Origin of the sequence: Pseudomonas sp. 5P_5.1_Bac1 (genome assembly GCF_025466015.1) — a bacterium.
Taxonomy (GTDB): domain Bacteria; phylum Pseudomonadota; class Gammaproteobacteria; order Pseudomonadales; family Pseudomonadaceae; genus Aquipseudomonas.
In genome coordinates, this window is sequence record NZ_JANLNX010000116.1 from 41820 (window position 1) to 60817 (window position 18998).

Annotated in this window: 20 protein-coding genes and 1 pseudogene; 14 read left to right on the forward strand and 7 right to left on the reverse strand. The window is 64.0% G+C overall.

Annotated elements, in window-relative coordinates; all coding sequences use genetic code 11:
• The first annotated feature begins 86 nt into the window (after positions 1 to 86).
• On the forward strand, positions 87 to 497 hold the full coding sequence (gene rnk, locus NTD82_RS27485) for a nucleoside diphosphate kinase regulator (RefSeq protein ID WP_095156473.1): 411 nt from the start codon (positions 87 to 89) through the stop codon (positions 495 to 497).
• On the opposite strand, the gene NTD82_RS27490 is transcribed toward rnk, so the two are convergent.
• From NTD82_RS27490 to NTD82_RS27500, 3 genes are all read right to left on the reverse strand, one after another.
• Complete coding sequence (locus NTD82_RS27490; RefSeq protein ID WP_262130990.1) at positions 498 to 3353, reverse strand: class I adenylate cyclase; 2856 nt, start codon at positions 3351 to 3353, stop codon at positions 498 to 500.
• A gap of 173 nt (positions 3354 to 3526) precedes the next feature.
• Positions 3527 to 3772, reverse strand: a complete 246-nt coding sequence (locus tag NTD82_RS27495; protein ID WP_095156471.1) for a TIGR02647 family protein — start codon at positions 3770 to 3772, stop codon at positions 3527 to 3529.
• A gap of 86 nt (positions 3773 to 3858) precedes the next feature.
• Complete coding sequence (locus NTD82_RS27500) at positions 3859 to 4143, reverse strand: hypothetical protein (protein ID WP_095156470.1); 285 nt, start codon at positions 4141 to 4143, stop codon at positions 3859 to 3861.
• A 146-nt stretch (positions 4144 to 4289) separates the two neighbouring features.
• Between NTD82_RS27500 and NTD82_RS27505 the strand changes: the two genes are divergently transcribed.
• Positions 4290 to 4955: a glutathione S-transferase family protein gene (locus tag NTD82_RS27505; RefSeq protein WP_095156469.1), complete on the forward strand. Its 666-nt coding sequence runs from the start codon at positions 4290 to 4292 to the stop codon at positions 4953 to 4955.
• 47 nt (positions 4956 to 5002) lie between these two features.
• Here the strand turns inward: NTD82_RS27505 and argH are convergent, their stop codons facing one another.
• Entirely contained in the window at positions 5003 to 6397 is a 1395-nt protein-coding gene (gene argH / locus NTD82_RS27510; RefSeq protein ID WP_175652589.1) for an argininosuccinate lyase, read from the reverse strand.
• Between the two features lie 199 nt (positions 6398 to 6596).
• Between argH and NTD82_RS27515 the strand changes: the two are divergent.
• The 8 genes and pseudogenes from NTD82_RS27515 to rsd all read left to right on the forward strand — a co-directional run.
• Positions 6597 to 6704 (forward strand): annotated as a pseudogene (locus tag NTD82_RS27515) (sensor histidine kinase); the annotation flags it as partial.
• Positions 6701 to 7447 carry a LytR/AlgR family response regulator transcription factor gene (locus tag NTD82_RS27520; protein ID WP_095156467.1) on the forward strand — a complete coding sequence of 249 codons (747 nt, stop codon included), beginning with the start codon at positions 6701 to 6703 and terminating at the stop codon, positions 7445 to 7447. The pseudogene NTD82_RS27515 and the gene NTD82_RS27520, both read left to right, overlap by 4 nt.
• A gap of 116 nt (positions 7448 to 7563) precedes the next feature.
• Positions 7564 to 8505, forward strand: coding sequence for a hydroxymethylbilane synthase (gene hemC / locus NTD82_RS27525; RefSeq protein ID WP_262130991.1), 942 nt, complete (start codon positions 7564 to 7566; stop codon positions 8503 to 8505).
• Entirely contained in the window at positions 8502 to 9269 is a 768-nt protein-coding gene (locus NTD82_RS27530; protein WP_262130992.1) for a uroporphyrinogen-III synthase, read from the forward strand. Before hemC ends, NTD82_RS27530 begins: the two co-directional genes overlap by 4 nt.
• Before the next feature lie 44 nt (positions 9270 to 9313).
• Positions 9314 to 10447: a uroporphyrinogen-III C-methyltransferase gene (locus NTD82_RS27535; RefSeq protein ID WP_095156464.1), complete on the forward strand. Its 1134-nt coding sequence runs from the start codon at positions 9314 to 9316 to the stop codon at positions 10445 to 10447.
• A complete protein-coding gene (locus NTD82_RS27540) occupies positions 10444 to 11682 on the forward strand; it encodes a heme biosynthesis protein HemY (protein ID WP_095156463.1) in 1239 nt (412 codons plus the stop codon). Before NTD82_RS27535 ends, NTD82_RS27540 begins: the two co-directional genes overlap by 4 nt.
• A 198-nt stretch (positions 11683 to 11880) precedes the next feature.
• Positions 11881 to 12402: a disulfide bond formation protein B gene (locus NTD82_RS27545; protein ID WP_262130993.1), complete on the forward strand. Its 522-nt coding sequence runs from the start codon at positions 11881 to 11883 to the stop codon at positions 12400 to 12402.
• A 229-nt stretch (positions 12403 to 12631) separates the two neighbouring features.
• Complete coding sequence (gene rsd, locus NTD82_RS27550; RefSeq protein WP_095156461.1) at positions 12632 to 13102, forward strand: sigma D regulator; 471 nt, start codon at positions 12632 to 12634, stop codon at positions 13100 to 13102.
• A 27-nt stretch (positions 13103 to 13129) separates the two neighbouring features.
• Here rsd and NTD82_RS27555 read toward each other — a convergent pair whose 3' ends face one another.
• On the reverse strand, positions 13130 to 13795 hold the full coding sequence (locus NTD82_RS27555; RefSeq protein ID WP_262130994.1) for an FKBP-type peptidyl-prolyl cis-trans isomerase: 666 nt from the start codon (positions 13793 to 13795) through the stop codon (positions 13130 to 13132).
• A gap of 241 nt (positions 13796 to 14036) precedes the next feature.
• Between NTD82_RS27555 and NTD82_RS27560 the strand changes: the two genes are divergently transcribed.
• Positions 14037 to 15161, forward strand: coding sequence for an AlgP family protein (locus NTD82_RS27560; RefSeq protein WP_262130995.1), 1125 nt, complete (start codon positions 14037 to 14039; stop codon positions 15159 to 15161).
• Here the strand turns inward: NTD82_RS27560 and NTD82_RS27565 are convergent.
• Positions 15137 to 15619: a TIGR02444 family protein gene (locus NTD82_RS27565; protein ID WP_262130996.1), complete on the reverse strand. Its 483-nt coding sequence runs from the start codon at positions 15617 to 15619 to the stop codon at positions 15137 to 15139. The genes NTD82_RS27560 and NTD82_RS27565 overlap by 25 nt on opposite strands.
• A gap of 50 nt (positions 15620 to 15669) precedes the next feature.
• Between NTD82_RS27565 and NTD82_RS27570 the strand changes: the two genes are divergently transcribed.
• Positions 15670 to 17580, forward strand: a complete 1911-nt coding sequence (locus tag NTD82_RS27570; RefSeq protein ID WP_095156457.1) for an ATP-binding cassette domain-containing protein — start codon at positions 15670 to 15672, stop codon at positions 17578 to 17580.
• Positions 17580 to 18167: a mechanosensitive ion channel family protein gene (locus NTD82_RS27575; RefSeq protein WP_095156456.1), complete on the forward strand. Its 588-nt coding sequence runs from the start codon at positions 17580 to 17582 to the stop codon at positions 18165 to 18167. The genes NTD82_RS27570 and NTD82_RS27575 overlap by 1 nt, the downstream gene beginning before the upstream one ends.
• On the opposite strand, the gene NTD82_RS27580 is transcribed toward NTD82_RS27575, so the two are convergent.
• Positions 18161 to 18334: a hypothetical protein gene (locus tag NTD82_RS27580; protein WP_177454419.1), complete on the reverse strand. Its 174-nt coding sequence runs from the start codon at positions 18332 to 18334 to the stop codon at positions 18161 to 18163. The genes NTD82_RS27575 and NTD82_RS27580 overlap by 7 nt on opposite strands.
• On the opposite strand from NTD82_RS27580, the gene NTD82_RS27585 reads away from it, so the two are divergent.
• A complete protein-coding gene (locus NTD82_RS27585; protein WP_095156455.1) occupies positions 18252 to 18884 on the forward strand; it encodes a LysE family transporter in 633 nt (210 codons plus the stop codon). The genes NTD82_RS27580 and NTD82_RS27585 overlap by 83 nt on opposite strands.
• Positions 18885 to 18998: the final 114 nt, after the last annotated feature.

The window sequence follows — 18998 nt, forward strand, 5'->3', positions numbered from 1 at the left end:
TCATCGGCCGAAGCCGAACCGTCAAAACCCCGCCCTTGGGCGGGGTTTTGCTTTATTCGATCTGCAAAAAGGAGTCTTACCGGATCATGAGCACCAAGCCCTCCCTCACCCTCACCCGATTGGACGTGCAGCGTCTCGAGCGTCTGATCGACAGCCTCGATGAAGATGTCCCGGGTGTGCTGGCCCTGCAGGGCGAGCTGGACCGTGCCGAGCAGGTGGTCGGTCACGAGGAAATCCCGGCCGGCGTGGTGACCATGAATTCCCGCGTGCACTGCCGCGAGGAAGCGACCGGCAAGGACTACCACCTGACGCTGGTCTACCCGAAGGACGCCGGCAAGGAAGGCAACGTGTCGATCCTCGCGCCGATCGGCTGCGCGCTGCTGGGCCTGTCGGTGGGCGAGCAGATCGACTGGCCGGCGCCGGGCGGCAAGACCCTCAAGCTCAAGCTGCTGGAAGTCGAATACCAGCCTGAAGCCGCGGGCGATTTCGACCTCTGATCAGGCCGCCGCCAGTGCCTGGTTCAGTAACCGCTCAAGCTCCTGCTTGTAGCGCAGGTAGAGAATGCTCGAACCCTGGCCATCGGCGAGCAGGTCCGACAGGTCCAGGTCGGTGATGTAGCAACGATAGCGCTGGGCATCCCGGCGCTGCTCGATGATTTCCCGGGCGACCACGGTGTAGAGCTGGTCGCCGTGATCCAGTTCGGAAAACTCTTTCTGATTGCAGTACAGCGTGACGTGCAGCGCATCGTCGGCGGCTGCCTGGATGATCGCCTGAACCTCGTAGTAAGGCTGATCCAGCGTCAGTTCCGGGGCCTGCCACGGTTCGACCTGGCGGGCGCGGCCCGTGCCTGAAGGCAGTAACCGGTAATAGAGGATGTCCAGTGGATGGGCCTGTTGCTCGTCCATCGGCAACCGCGCATTGCGCCGGAACACCACCGACTGCAAGAAGCGCTGCAGCGGCAGCAGCAGGCTGCTGTCGTCGTGAAACGGCAGGCGTTGCTGCCACAGCACGTTGTACTCATCCAGCACGTAGACATCTGCCACAGCGTCCTGCACCCGGTAGAAAACCTGAATGCACTGCGGCTGCCCCAGCGGCAGGACCAGCGCCAGGTCGTGGTCTTCCAGCACGTTGCCGTCCAGCGCCAGCGGGCTATAGCTGTTTTGCTCCTGCCCGAGGTAGGTGAACAGACTCGCCTGACTGTTCAGCGACACCAGGTTCACGCCGCTGGCGAACAGCTCCAGCACATGGGTGTGCTGCTGGACCTGAATCAGGTAGCGATAGTCGAGGTGCTGGTCGTGGAGCGACTGAGCGGTGGTGAACACTTCCTCCACCCGTTGGGCAATCGCCAGCGCGCGGTTGTGGCAGAAGCTGCGCACCCGCAGGCCCGGCCGGTGCCGTGCTTGCGCGGGGGTATCGTCGAGGCTGTTGAGGTAGTCGCGCAGGCAGCGCAGCAATGCATGCTCGCCGTCGTAGCGCAGTACCTGCACTTCGTTCCAGCTATTGAGGGTGATCTGGTCGAGGGTCAGCACCAGGTTTTCCCGCACGCCTGCGTAGCTCAGCGAGTCGGTGCGCTCGGTGGTCATCAGGATGTTCAGGTCGCGGTGATGACGCAGCGGATCGACGCCGACATTCACCAGCAACAGCACGTTGTCCGCCACGCTCGGTTGCAGCAGGCGCGCATCGCTGACGGTGCTCAGCGGCAGCACCACGCTCTGCTGCAGGCTGCCGATCAGGTTGAACAGCTCGTACTCGCTCAAATCACTGCTGCCCGGGTGCAGGGCCAGCCGCGTGGAGCTATCGATGACGCCGTTGCGGTGGGCCCAGGCCAGCAGGTCGAGCAGGTCGCGGCTGCGCTTGATCGGCGTGAAATGCTCCCACTCATGGGCGGTCAGGTTGCCGTTGTACAGCCCCCAATGGGTTTGCCCGGGCTCCTTGCGGTCGGGCGACTGGACCACGGTCAGGGTGTCTTCGGCCAGGTCCGGGGCGACGCCCGGGTTGACGAACTCGACCTTGCCGGCACGTCGCTCGAAGGCGGCATACAGGCGCCGACCGAGGATGTTCAGGTCGCGCTGGTTGATGCTGGCGGTGGCGCCCAGGTTGCGGGCGAACTGATCGAGGAAGCGGTAGCTGTGGTTCAGCTCGGCCACCAGCACCCGCCGCTCGGCCGCGACCTGACGCACCTTCCACTGGCTGCGGCTGTCCAGCAGCGCCAGTTGTCGTTCGTCCCAGCCCCATTCGTGGGTCAGGCGCTCCAGCAGCGCGGACTGCCAGTTGGAACGCTGCCGCGCCAATTGGCTGATCTTGCGGTTCACCTTCAGGTACAGGCTGCGCCGCACCAGTTCCAGGCGCTGGTGTTCGCCGCGGCGTTGCAGGTATTGCTCGATGCGCCGGTACACCATCATGTACGGGTCCAGTTCGTCCAGGTCCAGCACGTTGGCGAACACCGCCTGCTTGAAGTGCAGGCTCAGGCAGCGCACGTCCGGGTGCTCGCTGGCGTAGACCTCGGTCAGCAGCAGCTTGAGCACGGATTTGTACGGCGATTCGATGCCCTTGAACAACTGCCACAAGCCGGCGCCGACGAATTCGCCGGGCGGTATGTGCGACAGGTTGCCGAGGTCGAGCACTTCGTCGCTGGGCACGAAGCGCTTGGACAGCAGGGTTTCGGTGTAGCGGGCGTAGTTGGCTTCTTCGTAGACCGGCACCAGCCACCACAGCGGCGTGCGGCCGGCCAGCCAGATGGCGGTGCGGTAGAACTCGTCCAGCAACAGGTAATGCTGGGTGGTGCCACAGTCGTCGGAACTGAGGCGGCTTTCGCGCTCGCCGGTGATGAACTGCCGCGGTTCGATCATGAACAGGTGCGCTTCGGCGCCCTGGCTGGCGGCCCAGATTTCCAGCAACTGGCATTTCTTGCGCAGCTCGGCCACCGCGGCCTCGCCCAGGTCCGGGGCGTGGCAGACCCAGATGTCCATATCGCTTTGTTCGGCCTGGGCCAGCGTGCCCAGGCTACCCATCAGGAACAGGCCGTGGATCGGCAGCCATTGTTCGCCGCGTTTGGCTTTGTAGGAAAACGAGCGCGTCAGGCGCTGGGCATCGGCCAGGGCCAGCGGCGTCGGCTCATAGGCGGACACGCCGGCAGGCGTCGTGCCGGACACATAGCCGGGCAGCAGCGGATGGTTGACGTGGAAGAACAGCGGCAGCAGGGTCAGGACCTGTTGCTGGCGGCTGGAAAGTCCTTCCATGGCCCGGGCCAGACGCCCTTGGTTGAGATCCAGGAAGCGCTTGCGCAGCTGGCTGAGGACTTTTCGATCGATGCCCTGATCGAGGTTCGGGCGAATTTCCTGGGGGTGATTCATCGCGAGCTTTAAACCGGCCGTCATGAAGGCATGGGCGAGTTTAGCCGTTGTCGCGTTGTAGGAATAAGCGCTATTTGATTTTTGACGTCAGATTTCCAGCGCCGTTTGTCGGCGCCGCCGAATCTGTCGTGGCAAGCCCGCGGTAGCGCGGGCTTGTCGGGGGAGGGCGGCGGTCAGGCCGGTTCGGCAACGTTCAGAATGGTCAGCAATTGCTGGGCTGCTTCCGCGGCATCGTGGCCCAGTTGAGTGAGGTAGCCGCCATCGGGCTGGTCGATCAGCCTCTTCTCGTAGAGGCGCTTGGCCGCCGCGATGATATGAGGGGCGGCGGTGTTGTGGACTTTAAGTCCTTCCTGGGTGCTGTCGAGATTGAACAGCGCGAGGATTTCCAGTTCGGCAACCAAATCGGGGGTAAACGACATAGATACTCCGGACTTCAAGAAAAAGGAGGGCGGCACCTCTGCGGATGCCTGGTTTTGCAGTGTAGTCAGCCTCGCCTGGCTTTGCGTCAGTCTTTCTCTGGCGGCAGTTCGGGCAGGGCGCGCAGCGCGGTTTCATACCATTCGGTGTTGAAGGCGCGGTCATCTTCAAGCATGGCATCGATCTCGATGGCCAGGACATGGGCCATCAGGTTGAGGATGTCTTCACGCTCGTAGCCCACCAGGGTCAGCTTGTTGAACGCCGCCTTGGCTGCCGGCGGCTCGCCGCTTTCAATCTGGTTTTCGATAGCTTGGGTCAGGGTCGATTCGGCGAAGGCTTCTTCATCGTCGTTGTCGATATCGTGGTCGCTCATGGGCGCGCTCCTCGGGATGAGGCAGCCAGTTTGCCACGGCCTTGGCGGCAATGCCGGGGTATCTGCTACTTGGATGATGCTGGTCAGTACCGGGCATTGGGTCTATAACACCCCGGCCAACCCCTTACGGCCTGGAGGCTGTTTTCATGCTCAAGCTTCATGGATTCGCAGTCAGCAACTACTACAACATGGTCAAGCTGGCACTGCTGGAAAAAGGCCTGCCGTTCGAGGAGGTACTGTTTTTCGGTGGACAGGTGCCGAGCTCGCTGAAAATCAGCCCGAGGGGCAAGGTGCCGGTGCTGGAGACCGAGCACGGTTTCCTCAGCGAAACCGACCTGATCCTCGATTACATCGAGCAGACCCAGCCGGGCAAGGCGTTGCTGCCGAGCGAACCGTTCGCCCGCGCCAAGGTGTGGGAACTGGTCAAGGAGATGGAGCTGTATATAGAGCTGCCGGCGCGCGCCTTCTACCCGCAGACCTTCTTCGGCGCCGAAGTGCCCGAGGCGATCAGGGAAAAGGCCTGGACCGAATTGCAGAGCGGCATCGCAACCCTCAAGCGCAACGGGGTGTTCACCCCTTACGTCGCGGGTGAGAGCCTGACGGTGGCGGATATCTTCTTCTGCTTCAGCGTCGATCTGGCGCGTGCGGTGGGCAAGAAAGCCCATGGCGTGGACTTGCTGGAAGACTTCCCGCAGGCCAGCGCACTGCTGGAGCAGTTCGCGCAGAACCCGCATGTGGTGGCGATCAATGAAGCCAAGGCGGCGCAGTTCCCGACCTTCCTGGAGCAGGTGGTCAAGGCGCGTAGCCAGTAGTAAAGGCGGGGCAGTGTGGGAGCGAGCAAGCTCGCTCCCACTTTGACTCAGCGGCTGGCCAGCAAGGCCTGGCCGCGGGCCACGGCAGCACGAACCTGCGCCGGCGCGGTACCACCAATGTGGTTACGAGCGTTGACCGAACCTTCCAGGGTCAGCACTGCGAACACGTCCTGCTCGATCTGGTCGCTGAACTGACGCAGTTCGTCCAGGCTCATCTCGGCCAGGTCCTTGCCGGTCTCCACACCGTATTTAACTGCATGGCCGACGATTTCGTGGCAATCACGGAACGGCAGGCCGCGGCGTACCAGATAGTCCGCCAGGTCGGTCGCGGTGGAGAAGCCGCGCAGGGCTGCTTCGCGCATTACCGCGTGACGCGGCTTGATCGCCGGGATCATGTCGGCGAAGGCACGCAGCGAGTCACGCAGGGTGTCGGCGGCGTCGAACAGCGGTTCCTTGTCTTCCTGGTTGTCCTTGTTGTAGGCCAGCGGCTGGCCTTTCATCAGGGTCAGCAGGCCGGTCAGGGCGCCGAATACGCGGCCGGTCTTGCCGCGAACCAGCTCTGGAACGTCCGGGTTTTTCTTTTGCGGCATGATCGAACTGCCGGTGCAGAAACGATCCGGCAGATCGATGAACTGGAACTGGGCGCTGGTCCACAGCACCAGCTCTTCCGAGAAACGCGACAGGTGCATCATCGCCACGCTGGCGGCGGCGCAGAATTCGATGGCGAAGTCGCGGTCGGACACGCCGTCCAGCGAGTTGCCGGCGACGGCTTCGAAGCCCAGCAACTGGCAGGTCAGCTCGCGGTCGATCGGGTAGGTGGTGCCGGCCAGCGCGGCGCTGCCCAGCGGCATGCGGTTGGTGCGCTTGCGGCAGTCGACCAGGCGCTCGTAGTCGCGGCTGAGCATTTCGAACCAGGCCAGCAGGTGGTGGCCGAAGGTCACGGGCTGCGCGGTTTGCAGGTGGGTGAAGCCGGGCATCACGGTTTCCGCTTCGCGCTCGGCCTGCTCCAGCAGACCCTGCTGCAGGCGGGTGATTTCGGCGAGGATCAGGTCGATTTCGTCACGCAGCCACAGGCGGATGTCGGTGGCCACCTGGTCGTTGCGGCTGCGCCCGGTGTGCAGCTTCTTGCCGGTGATGCCGATGCGGTCGGTCAGACGCGCTTCGATGTTCATGTGCACGTCTTCAAGGTCGATGCGCCAGTCGAAGTTACCGGCCTCGATCTCGCCCTGGATGGTCTGCAGGCCGTCGATGATGGTGTCGCGTTCGGCGTCGGTGAGCACGCCGACCTTCGCCAGCATCGTGGCGTGGGCGATCGAACCCATGATGTCGTGGCGGTACAGGCGCTGGTCGAAGGTGACGGAGGCGGTGAAGCGGGCGACGAAGGCGTCGACGGGCTCACTGAAGCGGCCGCCCCAGGACTGGTTGGTCTTGTCAGTGCTCATGGATTCGCTCGTTGAAGGCGTGAACGGGAAAAAGTGCCGCAGATGATAACAGGGTTGCCGGCTGCTACGAGGCCCGGAAGTCGGCACGAATGCGGGTTGGTGTCGCACCCGCGCGGGATATTTATCGATTGAACGGCAGTGTTCCGGCAACCGTCTACAGTTGGACAAAGGATCGGCATGTTTGCTGTCGAGCCAGTGAATCTTTAGCCATCGTGCGAGTCTGAGCGTGGATCGCCGTGACGGTCGTCACCTCACCTGTCTACGTTACCCTTGTGCGAGACTCACGCAGGAATCCAGCGCTATATGAATGTCCTGATCGTTGATGACGAACCCCAAGCCCGCGAACGCCTGAGCCGGCTGCTCGGCGACCTGGAGGGCTATACCGTGCTGGAGCCCAGCGCCACCAATGGTGACGAGGCTCTGGCGTTGATCGACAGTCTGAAGCCCGACGTGGTCCTGCTCGACGTGCGCATGCCGGGTGTTGACGGCCTGCAGGTCGCTGCCCGTCTTTGCGAGCGCGAATCCCCGCCGGCCGTGGTGTTTTGCACCACGGACGACGAATTCGCCGTGCAGGCGCTCAAGGACAGCGCCGTGGGCTACGTGCTCAAGCCGGTGCAGGGCGAAGACCTGCACAACGCCTTGCGCAAGGCCGACCGGCCCAACCGCGCGCAACTGGCGGCCCTCACCCGCCCTGCCGCCGAAAGCGGCAGCGGCCCGCGCAGCCATATCAGCGCGCGGACCCGCAAGGGCATCGAACTGGTCCCCCTCGACCAGGTGATCTATTTCATCGCCGACCACAAATACGTGACCTTGCGCCACGAAGGCGGTGAGGTCTTGCTCGACGAGCCACTCAAGGCGCTGGAAGACGAGTTCGGCGATCGTTTCGTGCGCATCCACCGCAACGCGCTGGTGGCTCGCGACCGCATCGAACGCCTGCAGCGAACGCCGCTCGGGCACTTCCAGTTGTTCCTCAAGGGGCTCAACGGTGATGCGCTGATTGTCAGTCGGCGTCATGTGGCGGGTGTGCGCAAAATGATGCAGCAGCTTTAGGGCGGGGCAGGAAGGCTCGGCGGCCAGGGATGGTCACTTTTCAGATGACATAGATCTGCAAGAGGCTTTGGCGGAGCTGTTATTATCCGGCGAATCTTTCTGCTACGGATCGTTCCATGTCCACTCGCGAAATCCGCATTGCCACTCGCAAAAGTGCCCTTGCCCTGTGGCAGGCCGAATATGTCAAAGCCCGTCTGGAACAGGCCCATCCGGGACTGATCGTGACCCTGGTGCCGATGGTCAGCCGTGGCGACAAGCTGCTCGATTCGCCGCTGTCGAAAATTGGCGGCAAGGGCCTGTTCGTCAAGGAGCTGGAAACCGCGCTGCTCGAGCAGGAAGCCGACATCGCCGTGCATTCGATGAAAGATGTGCCGATGGACTTCCCCGAGGGCCTGGGCCTGTTCTGCATCTGCGAGCGCGAAGACCCACGCGACGCGTTCGTTTCCAACACCTTCTCCAGCCTCGAAGCGCTGCCGGCCGGCAGCATCGTCGGCACCTCCAGCCTGCGCCGTCAGGCCCAGTTGCTGGCGCGCCGGCCTGATCTGGAAATCCGCTTCCTGCGCGGCAACGTCAACACCCGCCTGGCCAAGCTGGATGCTGGCGAGTACGACGCGATCATCCTCGCCGCCGCTGGCCTGATCCGCCTCGGTTTCGAAGACCGTATCACCGCCTCCATCAGCATCGACGACAGCCTCCCGGCGGGCGGCCAGGGCGCGGTGGGCATCGAGTGCCGCAGTGCCGATCACGAAATCCACGCCCTGCTGGCGCCGCTGCATCACGCTGACACCGCCGACCGCGTCAGCGCCGAACGTGCGCTGAACAAACACCTCAACGGTGGCTGCCAGGTGCCAATCGCCTGCTACGCCGTGCTTGAAGGCGAGCAACTGTGGCTGCGCGGCCTGGTGGGCGAGCCCAGTGGCGGCGCGCTGCTCAGTGCCGATGCCCGCGCCCCGCGTGCACAGGCCGAGGCGCTGGGTGTGCAGGTCGCCGAGGCGCTGCTGGCGCAAGGCGCTGGCGACATCCTCAAGGCGGTGTACGGCGAGGCCGGTCACCCGTGACCCGCTGGCGGCTGCTGCTGACCCGGCCCGCCGAGGACTGCGCGGCGCTGGCCGCCACCCTCGCCGAGGCGGGTGCATACGGCAGTTGCATGCCCCTGCTGGAAATCGAGCCGCTGACGGTCCCGGACCCGTATCAGGCGCTGATACACAACCTCGATCGCTACTGCGCGGTTATCGTGGTCAGCAAACCGGCAGCCCGGCTTGGCCTCGAGTTGCTTGCCAGGCAGTGGCCGCAGTTACCTGAGCTGGCCTGGTTCAGTGTCGGTGCCGGCACTGCCGGCGTGCTCGAAAGCCACGGCCTGACGGCGCACTTCCCCGACAACGGTGATGACAGCGAAGCCCTGTTGCGCTTGCCGCAATTGCAGGCGGCGCTGGCCGGTCCGGCGCCGCGCGTGTTGATCCTGCGCGGCGAAGACGGTCGCGAACTGTTGGCCTCGCAGTTGACCGCGCTCGGTGCGCATGTCGACTATCTGCCGCTGTACCGCCGTGGCTTGCCGAACTACCCTGCCAATACGCTGGCGCAGCGGGTCTCGGCGGAACGCCTGAATGGCCTGGTGGTCAGCAGTGGACAGGGTTTTGAACACCTGTGGGCGCTGGCTGCGCAGGATTGGCCGCGTCTGGCGCGGTTGCCCTTGTTCGTACCGAGCCCGCGGGTGGCTGAAATTGCCCGCCAGGCCGGTGCGCAGAACGTGGTGGATTGTCGCGGCGCCAGTGCCGCGGCTTTGCTGGCGGCGCTGCGGGAAACCCCTGCACCCGCTTTCTAAGGCGCTAAGCTGATGCGACGCGCCCCAATGCAAAGGATGGATACGTGAGCGAAACAGCCTTGCCCAACGATGATCTGCAAACGACGTCCGAGGCTTCGACGAAACCCGCGCCCGAGTCATCCGGGCGCTCTGGCAATGGTCTGGCGATCCTCGCCCTGCTGCTCGGCGCCGCCGGTGTGGCTGCCGGAGGCTGGGGGCTGTGGCAGGTTCGTCACTTGCAGCAGTCGAGCCAGGTCCAGGTTGACCAGGTCCGCCAACTGAACGAGCAGACCGAGGCCCTTCAGGCCCGCGAGCAGCAACTCACGGCGCAATTGAGCAGCCTGCCGCCGGCCAGCGAGCTGGAAGACCGCCGCCGTCTGGTGGCGCAACTGCAGGGTGACCAGCAACGCCTGAGCCAGCGCCTTGAAACCGTGCTCGGCGCCAGCCGCAAGGACTGGCGCCTGGCCGAGGCGGAGCACCTGCTGCGTCTGGCCAGCTTGCGCCTGTCCGCCTTGCAGGACATCGCCAGCGCCCGCGCGCTGGTCGAGGGCGCGGACCAGATTCTGCGCGAACAGAGCGATCCCGCTTCGTTCGCCGCCCGCGAGCAACTGGCCCGCAGCCTGGCCGCGCTGAACAGTGTGGAGCAGCCGGACCGCACCGGCTTGTTCCTGAAGCTGGCCGCACTGCGTGAGCAGGTGGTGCAGCTCAATGTGCAGGCGCCGGAGTTCAAGGCTGACGGTGAATCCTCGTCCGGCCTGACCGCCGATGGCGATGGTGCCAGTCGCTGGTCGCAATGGTGGGAGCAGATCTCCCGCTACTTCCGCATCGACTTCAATGCCGATCAGAACATCAAGCCACTGCTCGCCGGGCAGGCGCTGAGCCAGGTGCGCCTGGCCCTCAGCCTGGCGCTGGAGCAGGCGCAGTGGGCCGCGCTCAATGGCGAGGCGAAGGTCTACACCCAGGCGCTGGATGAGGCCCGTGGTGTGCTGCTGGCCAACTTCAATCGGGACAACGAGCAGGGCCGCTTGATGCTCGACCAGCTCAATGCTCTGGTGAAGGCGCCGGTGACGGTGGTGACGCCGGACCTGGCCGAAAGCCTCAGCGCCGTGCAGGCGTACCTCGAGCGGCGTCATATGCCGGCCGAGGAAGCGGCACTGCGCCAGCCCGCCGAAGATAAAACCCAGGAGGCCAAGCCATGAAGCGCGCCTACCTGCTGGTGGTGGTGGCGATCGTCGTCGCCACCCTGTTGGGTATCGCCGTGGCCCGGCACAGCGGCTATGTCCTGATCGCGTACGACACCTTCCGCTACGAATCGAGCCTGTGGGCGACCCTCGCGTTGGTGGCGGCTGTGATCCTGGCGTTGTGGTTGCTGCGCGTGGTGATCGGTCTGGTGTTCACCTCTACCGGGCTGGTCAATCCATGGTCGCGGCATAACCGCAGCCGCCGTACCCGGATCGCTATCGAGCAAGGCCAGATGGACCTCGCCGAAGGTCGCTGGGCCAGTGCGCAGAAACACCTGCACCGCGCCGCCGAAGCCGAGCGCCAGCCACTGCTGTACTACCTCGGCGCGGCCCGCGCGGCCAACGAGCTGGGCCGTACCGAAGACAGTGACAACCTGCTGGAGCGGGCGCTGGAGCGTCAGCCACAGGCGGAACTGGCCATCGCCCTGACACACGCACAGCTACAGGTCGATCGCGGCGATACCGAGGCTGCGTTGGTCACCCTGCAGGCCATGCATGAGCGTCATCCGCACAACGCCCAGGTACTGCGTCAGTTACAGCGTCTGTATCAACAGCGTGGCGACTGGTCGGCGCTGATTCGGCTGATGCCGGAGTTGCGCAAGGACAAGGTGTTGTCGGCGAAGGAACTGGCGGACCTCGAGCGTCGTGCCTGGGGCGAGAACCTGAGCCTGGCGGTGCAGCGCGAGGACGATGGTCAGGCGGCCCGGCAATCGTTGGAGCGTGCCTGGCAACAACTGAGCAACGCCCAGCGCCAGGAGCCGCAACTGGTGCTGGCCTACGCCGAGCAACTGCGCCAACTGGGCGCCGAGGGCACGGCGGAGGAAGTGTTGCGCACCGCGCTCAAGCGTGAGTACGAAAGCCATCTGGCGCGCCTCTACGGCCTGGTGCGTGGCAGTGATCCGGCGCGGCAACTGCAAACCGCCGAAGGCTGGCTCAAGACGCACGCCGACGACCCGAGCCTGTTGCTGACCCTGGGCCGTCTGAGCTTGCAGAACCGTCTGTGGGGCAAGGCCCGCGACTATCTGGAAGACAGCCTGCGCCTGCAACGCAACCCGGAAACCTGCGCCGAGTTGGCGCGCCTGTTGGCCGGCCTGGGCGACAACGAGCGCAGCAACGCGTTGTTCCAGGAAGGCCTGGGCCTGCTCGACGAGCGCCTCCTGGCGTTGCCGCTGCCGGATCCGGTGCGGGCGTGATAGACGCCGCGGACTGAACGGCAGGTTTAGTCCGCGGTGGTGACGGTGTGAGTTTTCCTGCGCAGGTTTGAGGATTTTTCCTATCCTGTTCGGCGAAAATTCTAACAAAATCAGAGATTTGTCTACTTCGTTGCTTCTTGAAACAACGGGGGCGTTTCCTCTACCGTTGCGCAATCTCTTTCCTGCCTTGGTTCTGCCATGCCGCTGGCCTGTCTGCGTTCAATCTTCCTCCCGGCTTTCCTGGCTTCCTTTCTGGTGCTTTGCGGCGCGTTCTACCTCGAGTTCGGCCTGGGGCAGATTGCCTGTCCGCTGTGTCAGGGGCAGCGGCTGTTGCTGGCGGCGTTTTCGCTGGTCTGCCTGTGTGGGCTGATTCATCGCCCGTCCCGCCGGGTCGCTCGCAGGTATCTCTGGCTGTGCCTGGCGCTGGCCATTGCGGGTGTTCTGCTCGCAACCCGGCATGTTTGGCTGCAAGGGCTTTTTCCTACCGACGACACGCCTTGCCTGCAGTCCATGGACTATCTGGTCGAGCAGGGAAGCCTCATCGAGTGGTTGCAAGGCATGCTGGTGGGGGCGGCCGAATGCGTGCCGATCACCTGGAGTTTCATGGACCTGAGTGTGCCGGAGTTGAGCCTGCTGGCGTTTCTCGGGCTCGGCGTGATGGTGGTGTCGAGATTGTTACCTTGGCGTGAGGTGAACCCGCCCAACCCGGCGCGGTCATGAAAGGGGGCCGCCGGTCGTTTGAATCACCGGTGGCGATGCGTCGCAGGCTTAAACACTTGTATGAAACTAGTCACCTGCGTACCTTGAAGCCAAGGGCGTGCGGGAATAATCTCCCCTGCACGCATACCGAAAACACTGCTGCTCAATGCCGTTCTGCCGTTATTCCTTTTTGTATCTCAGCCTTGAGATACGGGGCGCAGGGGCACGACCCACTAGGGATGAGACCGCCATGTTAGATAGTTGTCAGAATGCTCAGGAACGCTGGGGTGGGGTTCACAAGCTCATTGACCGCTGGCTGAACGAGCGCGGAGAGTTGGTAACTGCGTTCCGCGAGTTGCGCGATGCCAAGCAGGCATTTGCCGACAAGAAAGCCAATGGTCGCTTCTGCGAGATTCTCGTGGATTATGTTTCCGCCTGGCACTTCGAAATCTGCGAACAGCTGGTCAGCGAAGCCAAGGCGTTTGGCGATGACGGTGGGCTGAAACTGGCCGAACAGATCAACCCGCGCATCAACGACAGCACTCAGCTCGCGTTGACCTTCAACGACAATTGCCACAAGGGTGAATGCAAGGACGCCGAGCGTTTCGCCGAAGAGCTGAGCAAGCTCGGTGGTCAGTTGCGCGAGCGCTTCGAACTGGAAGACTGCCTGATCGAGGTGCTGCACACCGCGCACAAGGAAGAGGTCGCCACTCAGGCCTGATCCTTCTGCGATGACGTTGCCGGCCTGTCAGTCGGCAACGTTGAGCAATTCAATCTCGAATACCAGCGGCGTGTACGGCGCGATCAAATCGCCCGCACCATCCGCTCCGTAGGCTTGCGCCGAAGGGATCACCAAGCGGTATTTCGAACCCGCCGCCATCTCCGGCAACGCCGTTTGCCAGCCTTCGATCACACTGCCCAGTTTGAACCACTGCGGTTGGTTGTTCTGATCGAACACTGTGCCATCCGGCAATTTCCCTACATAACGAACCTGCACCCTGCCACCCGCTTTCGGCTTGGCGCCGTTGCCTGCCTGCAGTTCGGTCATCAGCACGCCGTCACTGAGTTCACGCACACCGGCGCGGCCGCGCTCGGTGGCCATGAAACGCTTTTCCGCTGCCAGCGCCTGCTCGACCTGCGATTGCGCGGCGGCGGCAGTGGCCTGCTCGTCGTGCCTGGCGAGGACGGCATCGATACGCGCCTGGCTCAGCGCCAGCGGCTTGTTCTGATAAGCCTGTTGCAGGCCCTCGATCAGCGCCTGGAGTTGCAGCCCCGGAACCTCCTGGCGCAGGCGTTCACCCAGGCTGGCGCCAAGGCTGTAGGCGAGGTCGTGATCCGATGTGGCGGGGGTGGTCTGTTCCGCGAAAGCCGGCGGCAGCATGAGGACTAATGACAGCAACAAATAGCGCGGCACGGGCAGGCTCCGAAAAGACCGAAGAAGAGTTTCGAGCGGTGTTGATTATGCCGTCGGCATGGAGCAATTAGTTAATTATCGGCAGTCGGAAATACAGCATCTACACTTGTTTTCGAGCTGCAGCGATAACAACTTTGCCCAGGCATGCAACGCGGCGTCTCCCTTGCGGTCAACATGCCCTAGCGGCGATAGCAGCACAGGTCTAGTATGAGCCGCAATTTCGTCAGCCAGGAGGTAAGCCATGTCGGCCAACAAGAAGCCAGTCAATACGCCTTTGCACCTGCTACAACAACTCTCGGGCAGCCTGCTCGAGCATTTGGAGAACGCCTGCTCGCAAGCGCTGGCTGATGCGGAAAAACTCCTGTCCAAGTTGGAAAAACAACGTGGCAAGGCTCAGGAAAAACTGCACAAGTCTCGTCTCAAACTTCAGGATGCCGCTAACGCCGGTAAAGCCAAGGCACAGGACAAGGCAAAAACTGTAGTAAGTGAGTTGGAAGGACTGCTCGATTCGTTGCAAGAGCGTCAAGCGCAAACCCGCACTTATATTTCTGGCCTCAAGCGTGATGTCCAGGAAAGCTTGAAGCTGGCCCAGGGTGTTGGCAAAGTTCGTGATGCCGTGTCCAAGACACTGTCCACTCGCGCACCGGCCAAGCCTGCCGCGAAACCAGCCGCCAAGACCGCTGCCAAGCCAGCCGCAAAAGCCGCTGCTGCCAAGGCGCCGGCCAAACCCGCCGCCAAGCCTGCTGCTGCCAAGCCTGCCGCCAAACCCGCCGCTAAAGCTGCTGCTGCCAAGGCCCCGGCCAAAGCTGCCGCCAAGCCGGTAGCTGCCAAAGCCGCTGCCAAGCCAGCCGCAAAAGCTGCTGCCGCCAAGGCGCCGGCCAAGCCAGCCGCCAAGCCGGTAGCGACCAAAGCCCCAGCCAAGCCAGCCGCGAAAGCCGCTGCTGCCAAGGCGCCGGCCAAACCTGCTGCCAAGCCGGTAGCCGCCAAAGCCCCAGCCAAACCGGCGGCCAAACCCGCCGCAGCCAAAGCACCTGCCAAGCCTGCCGCCGCCAAACCGGCCGCCGCCAAAGCCCCGGCCAAGCCAGCAGCCAAACCCGTCGCCGCCAAGGCACCGGCCAAACCGGTAGCCGCGAAGGCTCCAGCCAAGCCAGCGGCCACCAAGGCGCCAGCCAAACCGGCTGCTGCCAAAGCACCAGCCAAACCCGCCGCCGCCAAGGCTCCTGCCAAGCCAGCAGCAGCGAAACCTGCCGCCAAGCCCGCTACCCCTGCCGCTACACCAGCAGCGGCAGCGTCGCCGGCTCCTGCGGCGCCCGCTCCAGCCAGCGCTCCAGCAGCAACCACTCAATCTCCGTCGACGGCTTCCTGAGTCGTCACCACTGCGGCGCGCAGCACTTGCAGCGCGTCGTGGTGGCGAGAGATGGCCGGCGCCAGCCGTGCCAGCCAGCTATCCGGCGGGGCTTTGTCCTCGTCCGGCCAGCCGGCACAAATGCCCTGTAAACGTTCCAGTTGCAGGCGCTCCGCATCCAGTTCCAGCCCCTTGATTCGCTCGCGCAACGCCGCCAGTTGGCTGTCCGCAGTCGCTTGCGCGCGCCATTGCTGTCGCAGTGACCTCAACGGTTGCACCACGTCGCGCTGCCACGGACCCGCCAGTTGCCGCAATTGCTCGATGCGCTCATCGCTGGGCACGACTGCGCGTCGGTCGAGCCACGCCGCGCACAGCAGCAGGCAGACATCCGCGCCCTGCGCCTGAAGTTCCAGGCAGGCTTGCTCTACGCCAGGCCGGGCATAGAGCCCGATGGCGAAATTCCACAGGTCGGTGTGCATGGTCCCACTCGCGCCAGTTGCCATCGAAGCTGGTAGACTCCGCGGCCATTATGATCAGACTCTCGAACCTCACTTTACAGCGTGGTCCGCAACGCCTGCTAGAAGGCGCGGAGCTCACCCTGCACGCCGGCCACAAAGCCGGTTTGATCGGTGCCAACGGCGCCGGCAAGTCCAGCCTGTTCGCCTTGCTGCGCGGCGAGCTCACACCCGACGCCGGCAACTGTCAGTTGCCCGGCGACTGGCGTATCGCCCACATGCGCCAGGAGGTCGACACCCTCGACCGCCTGGCCGTGGACTATGTGCTGGACGGCGATGTGCACCTGCGCAAGGTCCAGGACGCGCTTGTCGCCGCCGAAGCCGCCCATGACAACATCGCCCTGGCGCGGCTGCACATCGAGCTCGACAGCGCTGACGGCTACACCGCCGATGCGCGGGCGCGCAAGCTGCTGGCTGGCCTCGGCTTCAGCAACGAGCAGATGGACCGCCGTGTCGGCGACTTCTCCGGTGGCTGGCGAATGCGTCTGAACCTGGCGCAGGCACTGATGTGCCCCTCCGACCTGCTGCTGCTCGACGAACCCACCAACCACCTGGACCTCGACGCGATCCTCTGGCTGGAAGACTGGCTCAAGGGCTACCCCGGCACGCTGCTGCTGATCTCCCACGACCGTGATTTCCTCGATGCCGTGGTCGATCACGTCGCCCATGTCGAGCAGTGCAAGCTGACGCTCTACCGCGGTGGCTACAGCGCCTTCGAGCGGGCCCGGGCCGAGCGCCTGGCACAACAGCAACAGGCCTACGAGAAGCAGCAGGCGCAGCGCGCCCACATGGAAAAATACATCGCCCGGTTCAAGGCCCAGGCGACCAAGGCCCGTCAGGCGCAGAGCCGGATCAAGGCCCTGGAGCGCATGGAAGAACTGTCGGCGGCCCACGTCGATTCACCGTTCGACTTTGCTTTCCGTGAGTCCGAGAAGATCTCCAGCCCGCTGCTCGACCTCGCCGAGGCCCGCTTGGGCTATGGCGACAAAACCGTGCTGGAGAAGATCAAGCTGCAACTGGCACCGGGTGCCCGTATCGGCCTGCTCGGCCCCAACGGCGCAGGTAAATCGACGCTGATTAAAAACCTCGCGGGCGAGCTGGAGCCGCTGGCCGGTCGCCTGGTCCGCGGCGAGAACCTGGTGGTCGGCTACTTCGCCCAGCACCAGCTCGACTCCCTCGACAGCAAGGCCAGCCCGCTGCTGCACCTGCAGCGCCTGGCGCCGACCGAGCGCGAGCAAACGCTGCGCGACTTCCTCGGCGGTTTCGACTTCCGTGGCAATCGCTGCGACGAGCCGGTGCTGAATTTCTCCGGTGGTGAGAAAGCCCGCCTGGCCCTGGCGCTGATCGCCTGGGAGCGGCCGAACCTGCTGCTGCTCGACGAACCGACCAACCACCTCGACCTGGAAATGCGCCTGGCGCTGACCATGGCGCTGCAGGAGTTCAGCGGCGCCGTCGTGGTGGTCTCTCACGATCGTCATCTGCTCAAAAGCACCACTGACGAGTTCCTGCTGGTCGCCGACGGCAAGATGGAAGCCTTCGATGGTGACCTCGATGACTACGCCCGCTGGCTGGTGGAGTATCGCCAGCGCAACGCGCCGGTCAGTACAACGCCGGTCAACCCCGACAAGACCGACAAGAAGGCCCAGCGCCAGGCCGCCGCAGCCCTGCGCCAGCAATTGGCACCGCACAAGCGCGAGGCCGACAAGCTCGAAGCCGAGCTGGGCAAGCTGCACGCGGAGCTGGCGAAAGTCGAAGCGAGCCTCGGCGACAGCGGTGTCTACGAGGCCGCCCGCAAGGACGAACTGCGTGACCTGCTGGCCCGTCAGGCCCAGCTCAAAAGTCGCGAAGCGGAACTGGAAGAAGCCTGGATGGAAGCGCTAGAAGTGCTGGAAAACATGCAGGCGGAGCTGGAGGCATTGTCCTGATGGAGTCGTTGCGGCAGATGTTGCCGGTGGAGTGGATCGGACCGTTCTGGATGGGTTTGCAGATCCTGCTGATCCTGGTGGTGGCATTCGTCCTGCAACGCCTGGTTGCCCGCTGCCTGAAACGCCTGAGCGAGCGCTACCCGCTGCCGCCGCAACTGATGGTGCCGCTGCGCGGTGGTCTGCGCTGGCTGATCATGGGCAGCGCTTTGCTGTTTGTGCTGGAGCGTCTCGGGGTTTCCGCCACGGTGTTGTGGACGGCGCTGTCGGGCTTTGTCGCGGTCGCCGCGGTGGCGTTCTTCGCGATCTGGAGCGTGTTGTCGAACCTGCTGTGCGCGGTGTTGATCTTCACGGTCGGCCCGTTCCGCATCGGCGATGTGGTGGAGCTGGTCGACACCACCGACAAGCCGGGCATCAAGGGCCGGGTCACGGCCATCAACCTGCTGTTCACCACCCTGGTGGAACTGCCTGAAACCGGCGGCGCGCTGGTGCAGGTGCCGAACAGCCAGTTCTTCCAGAAGTCCGTGCGGCGCTGGCGTGGCAGTGATGTCTTGCCACTGGTGACCGATGACAAGTCGAGCGGTCATTGAGCGATCGCTGAAAAATTTTGTGGTGATTTCTTTTCCAGCGGATTAGCGTGAGGCCTTGAACCGATTTTTTGGCCGAGGTGTGTCATGTCGCTGGAAACGTGGTTGGCTTTTTTCGCCGCCTGTTGGGTAATCAGTCTGTCGCCGGGTGCAGGGGCTATCGCCTCCATGTCCTGCGGTTTGCAATATGGCTTCTGGCGCGGTTACTGGAACGCCCTGGGTCTGCAACTGGGCCTGATCCTGCAGATTGCGATCATTGCCGCCGGCGTTGGCGCTATCCTCGCGGCGTCGGCCACCGCGTTCCAGATCATCAAGTGGTTTGGCGTGGCCTATCTGATCTACCTGGCTGTGAAGCAATGGCGAGCACTGCCGGCTGACCTGTCCGACGACGCTGCGGTCCGGCCCATCGGCAAGCCGCTGAGCCTGGTGTTCCGTGGTTTCCTGGTCAACGTCAGCAACCCCAAGGCGCTGGTCTTCATGCTCGCGGTGCTGCCGCAGTTCATCAACCCGCACGAGCCGCTGCTGCCGCAATACGTGGCGATCACCGTGACCATGATCAGCGTGGACCTGCTGGTGATGGCCGGCTACACCGGGCTGGCCTCTCGCGTGCTGCGCCTGCTGCGTACGCCGAAGCAGCAACGCCGGATGAACCGCACCTTCGCTGGCCTGTTCCTGGGCGCGGCAACCTTGCTGGCGACCATTCGCCGGGCCCCGGTCTGATTCGATCTGCAATGAAAAGGGCGACCTGGGGGTTGCCCGTCCGTTAAACCAGTGAGGCCCTTCGCGGGCCACCTCCGGGCCACAAAAGCGCCGGGTGGGGTGGGGGGGGGGTGG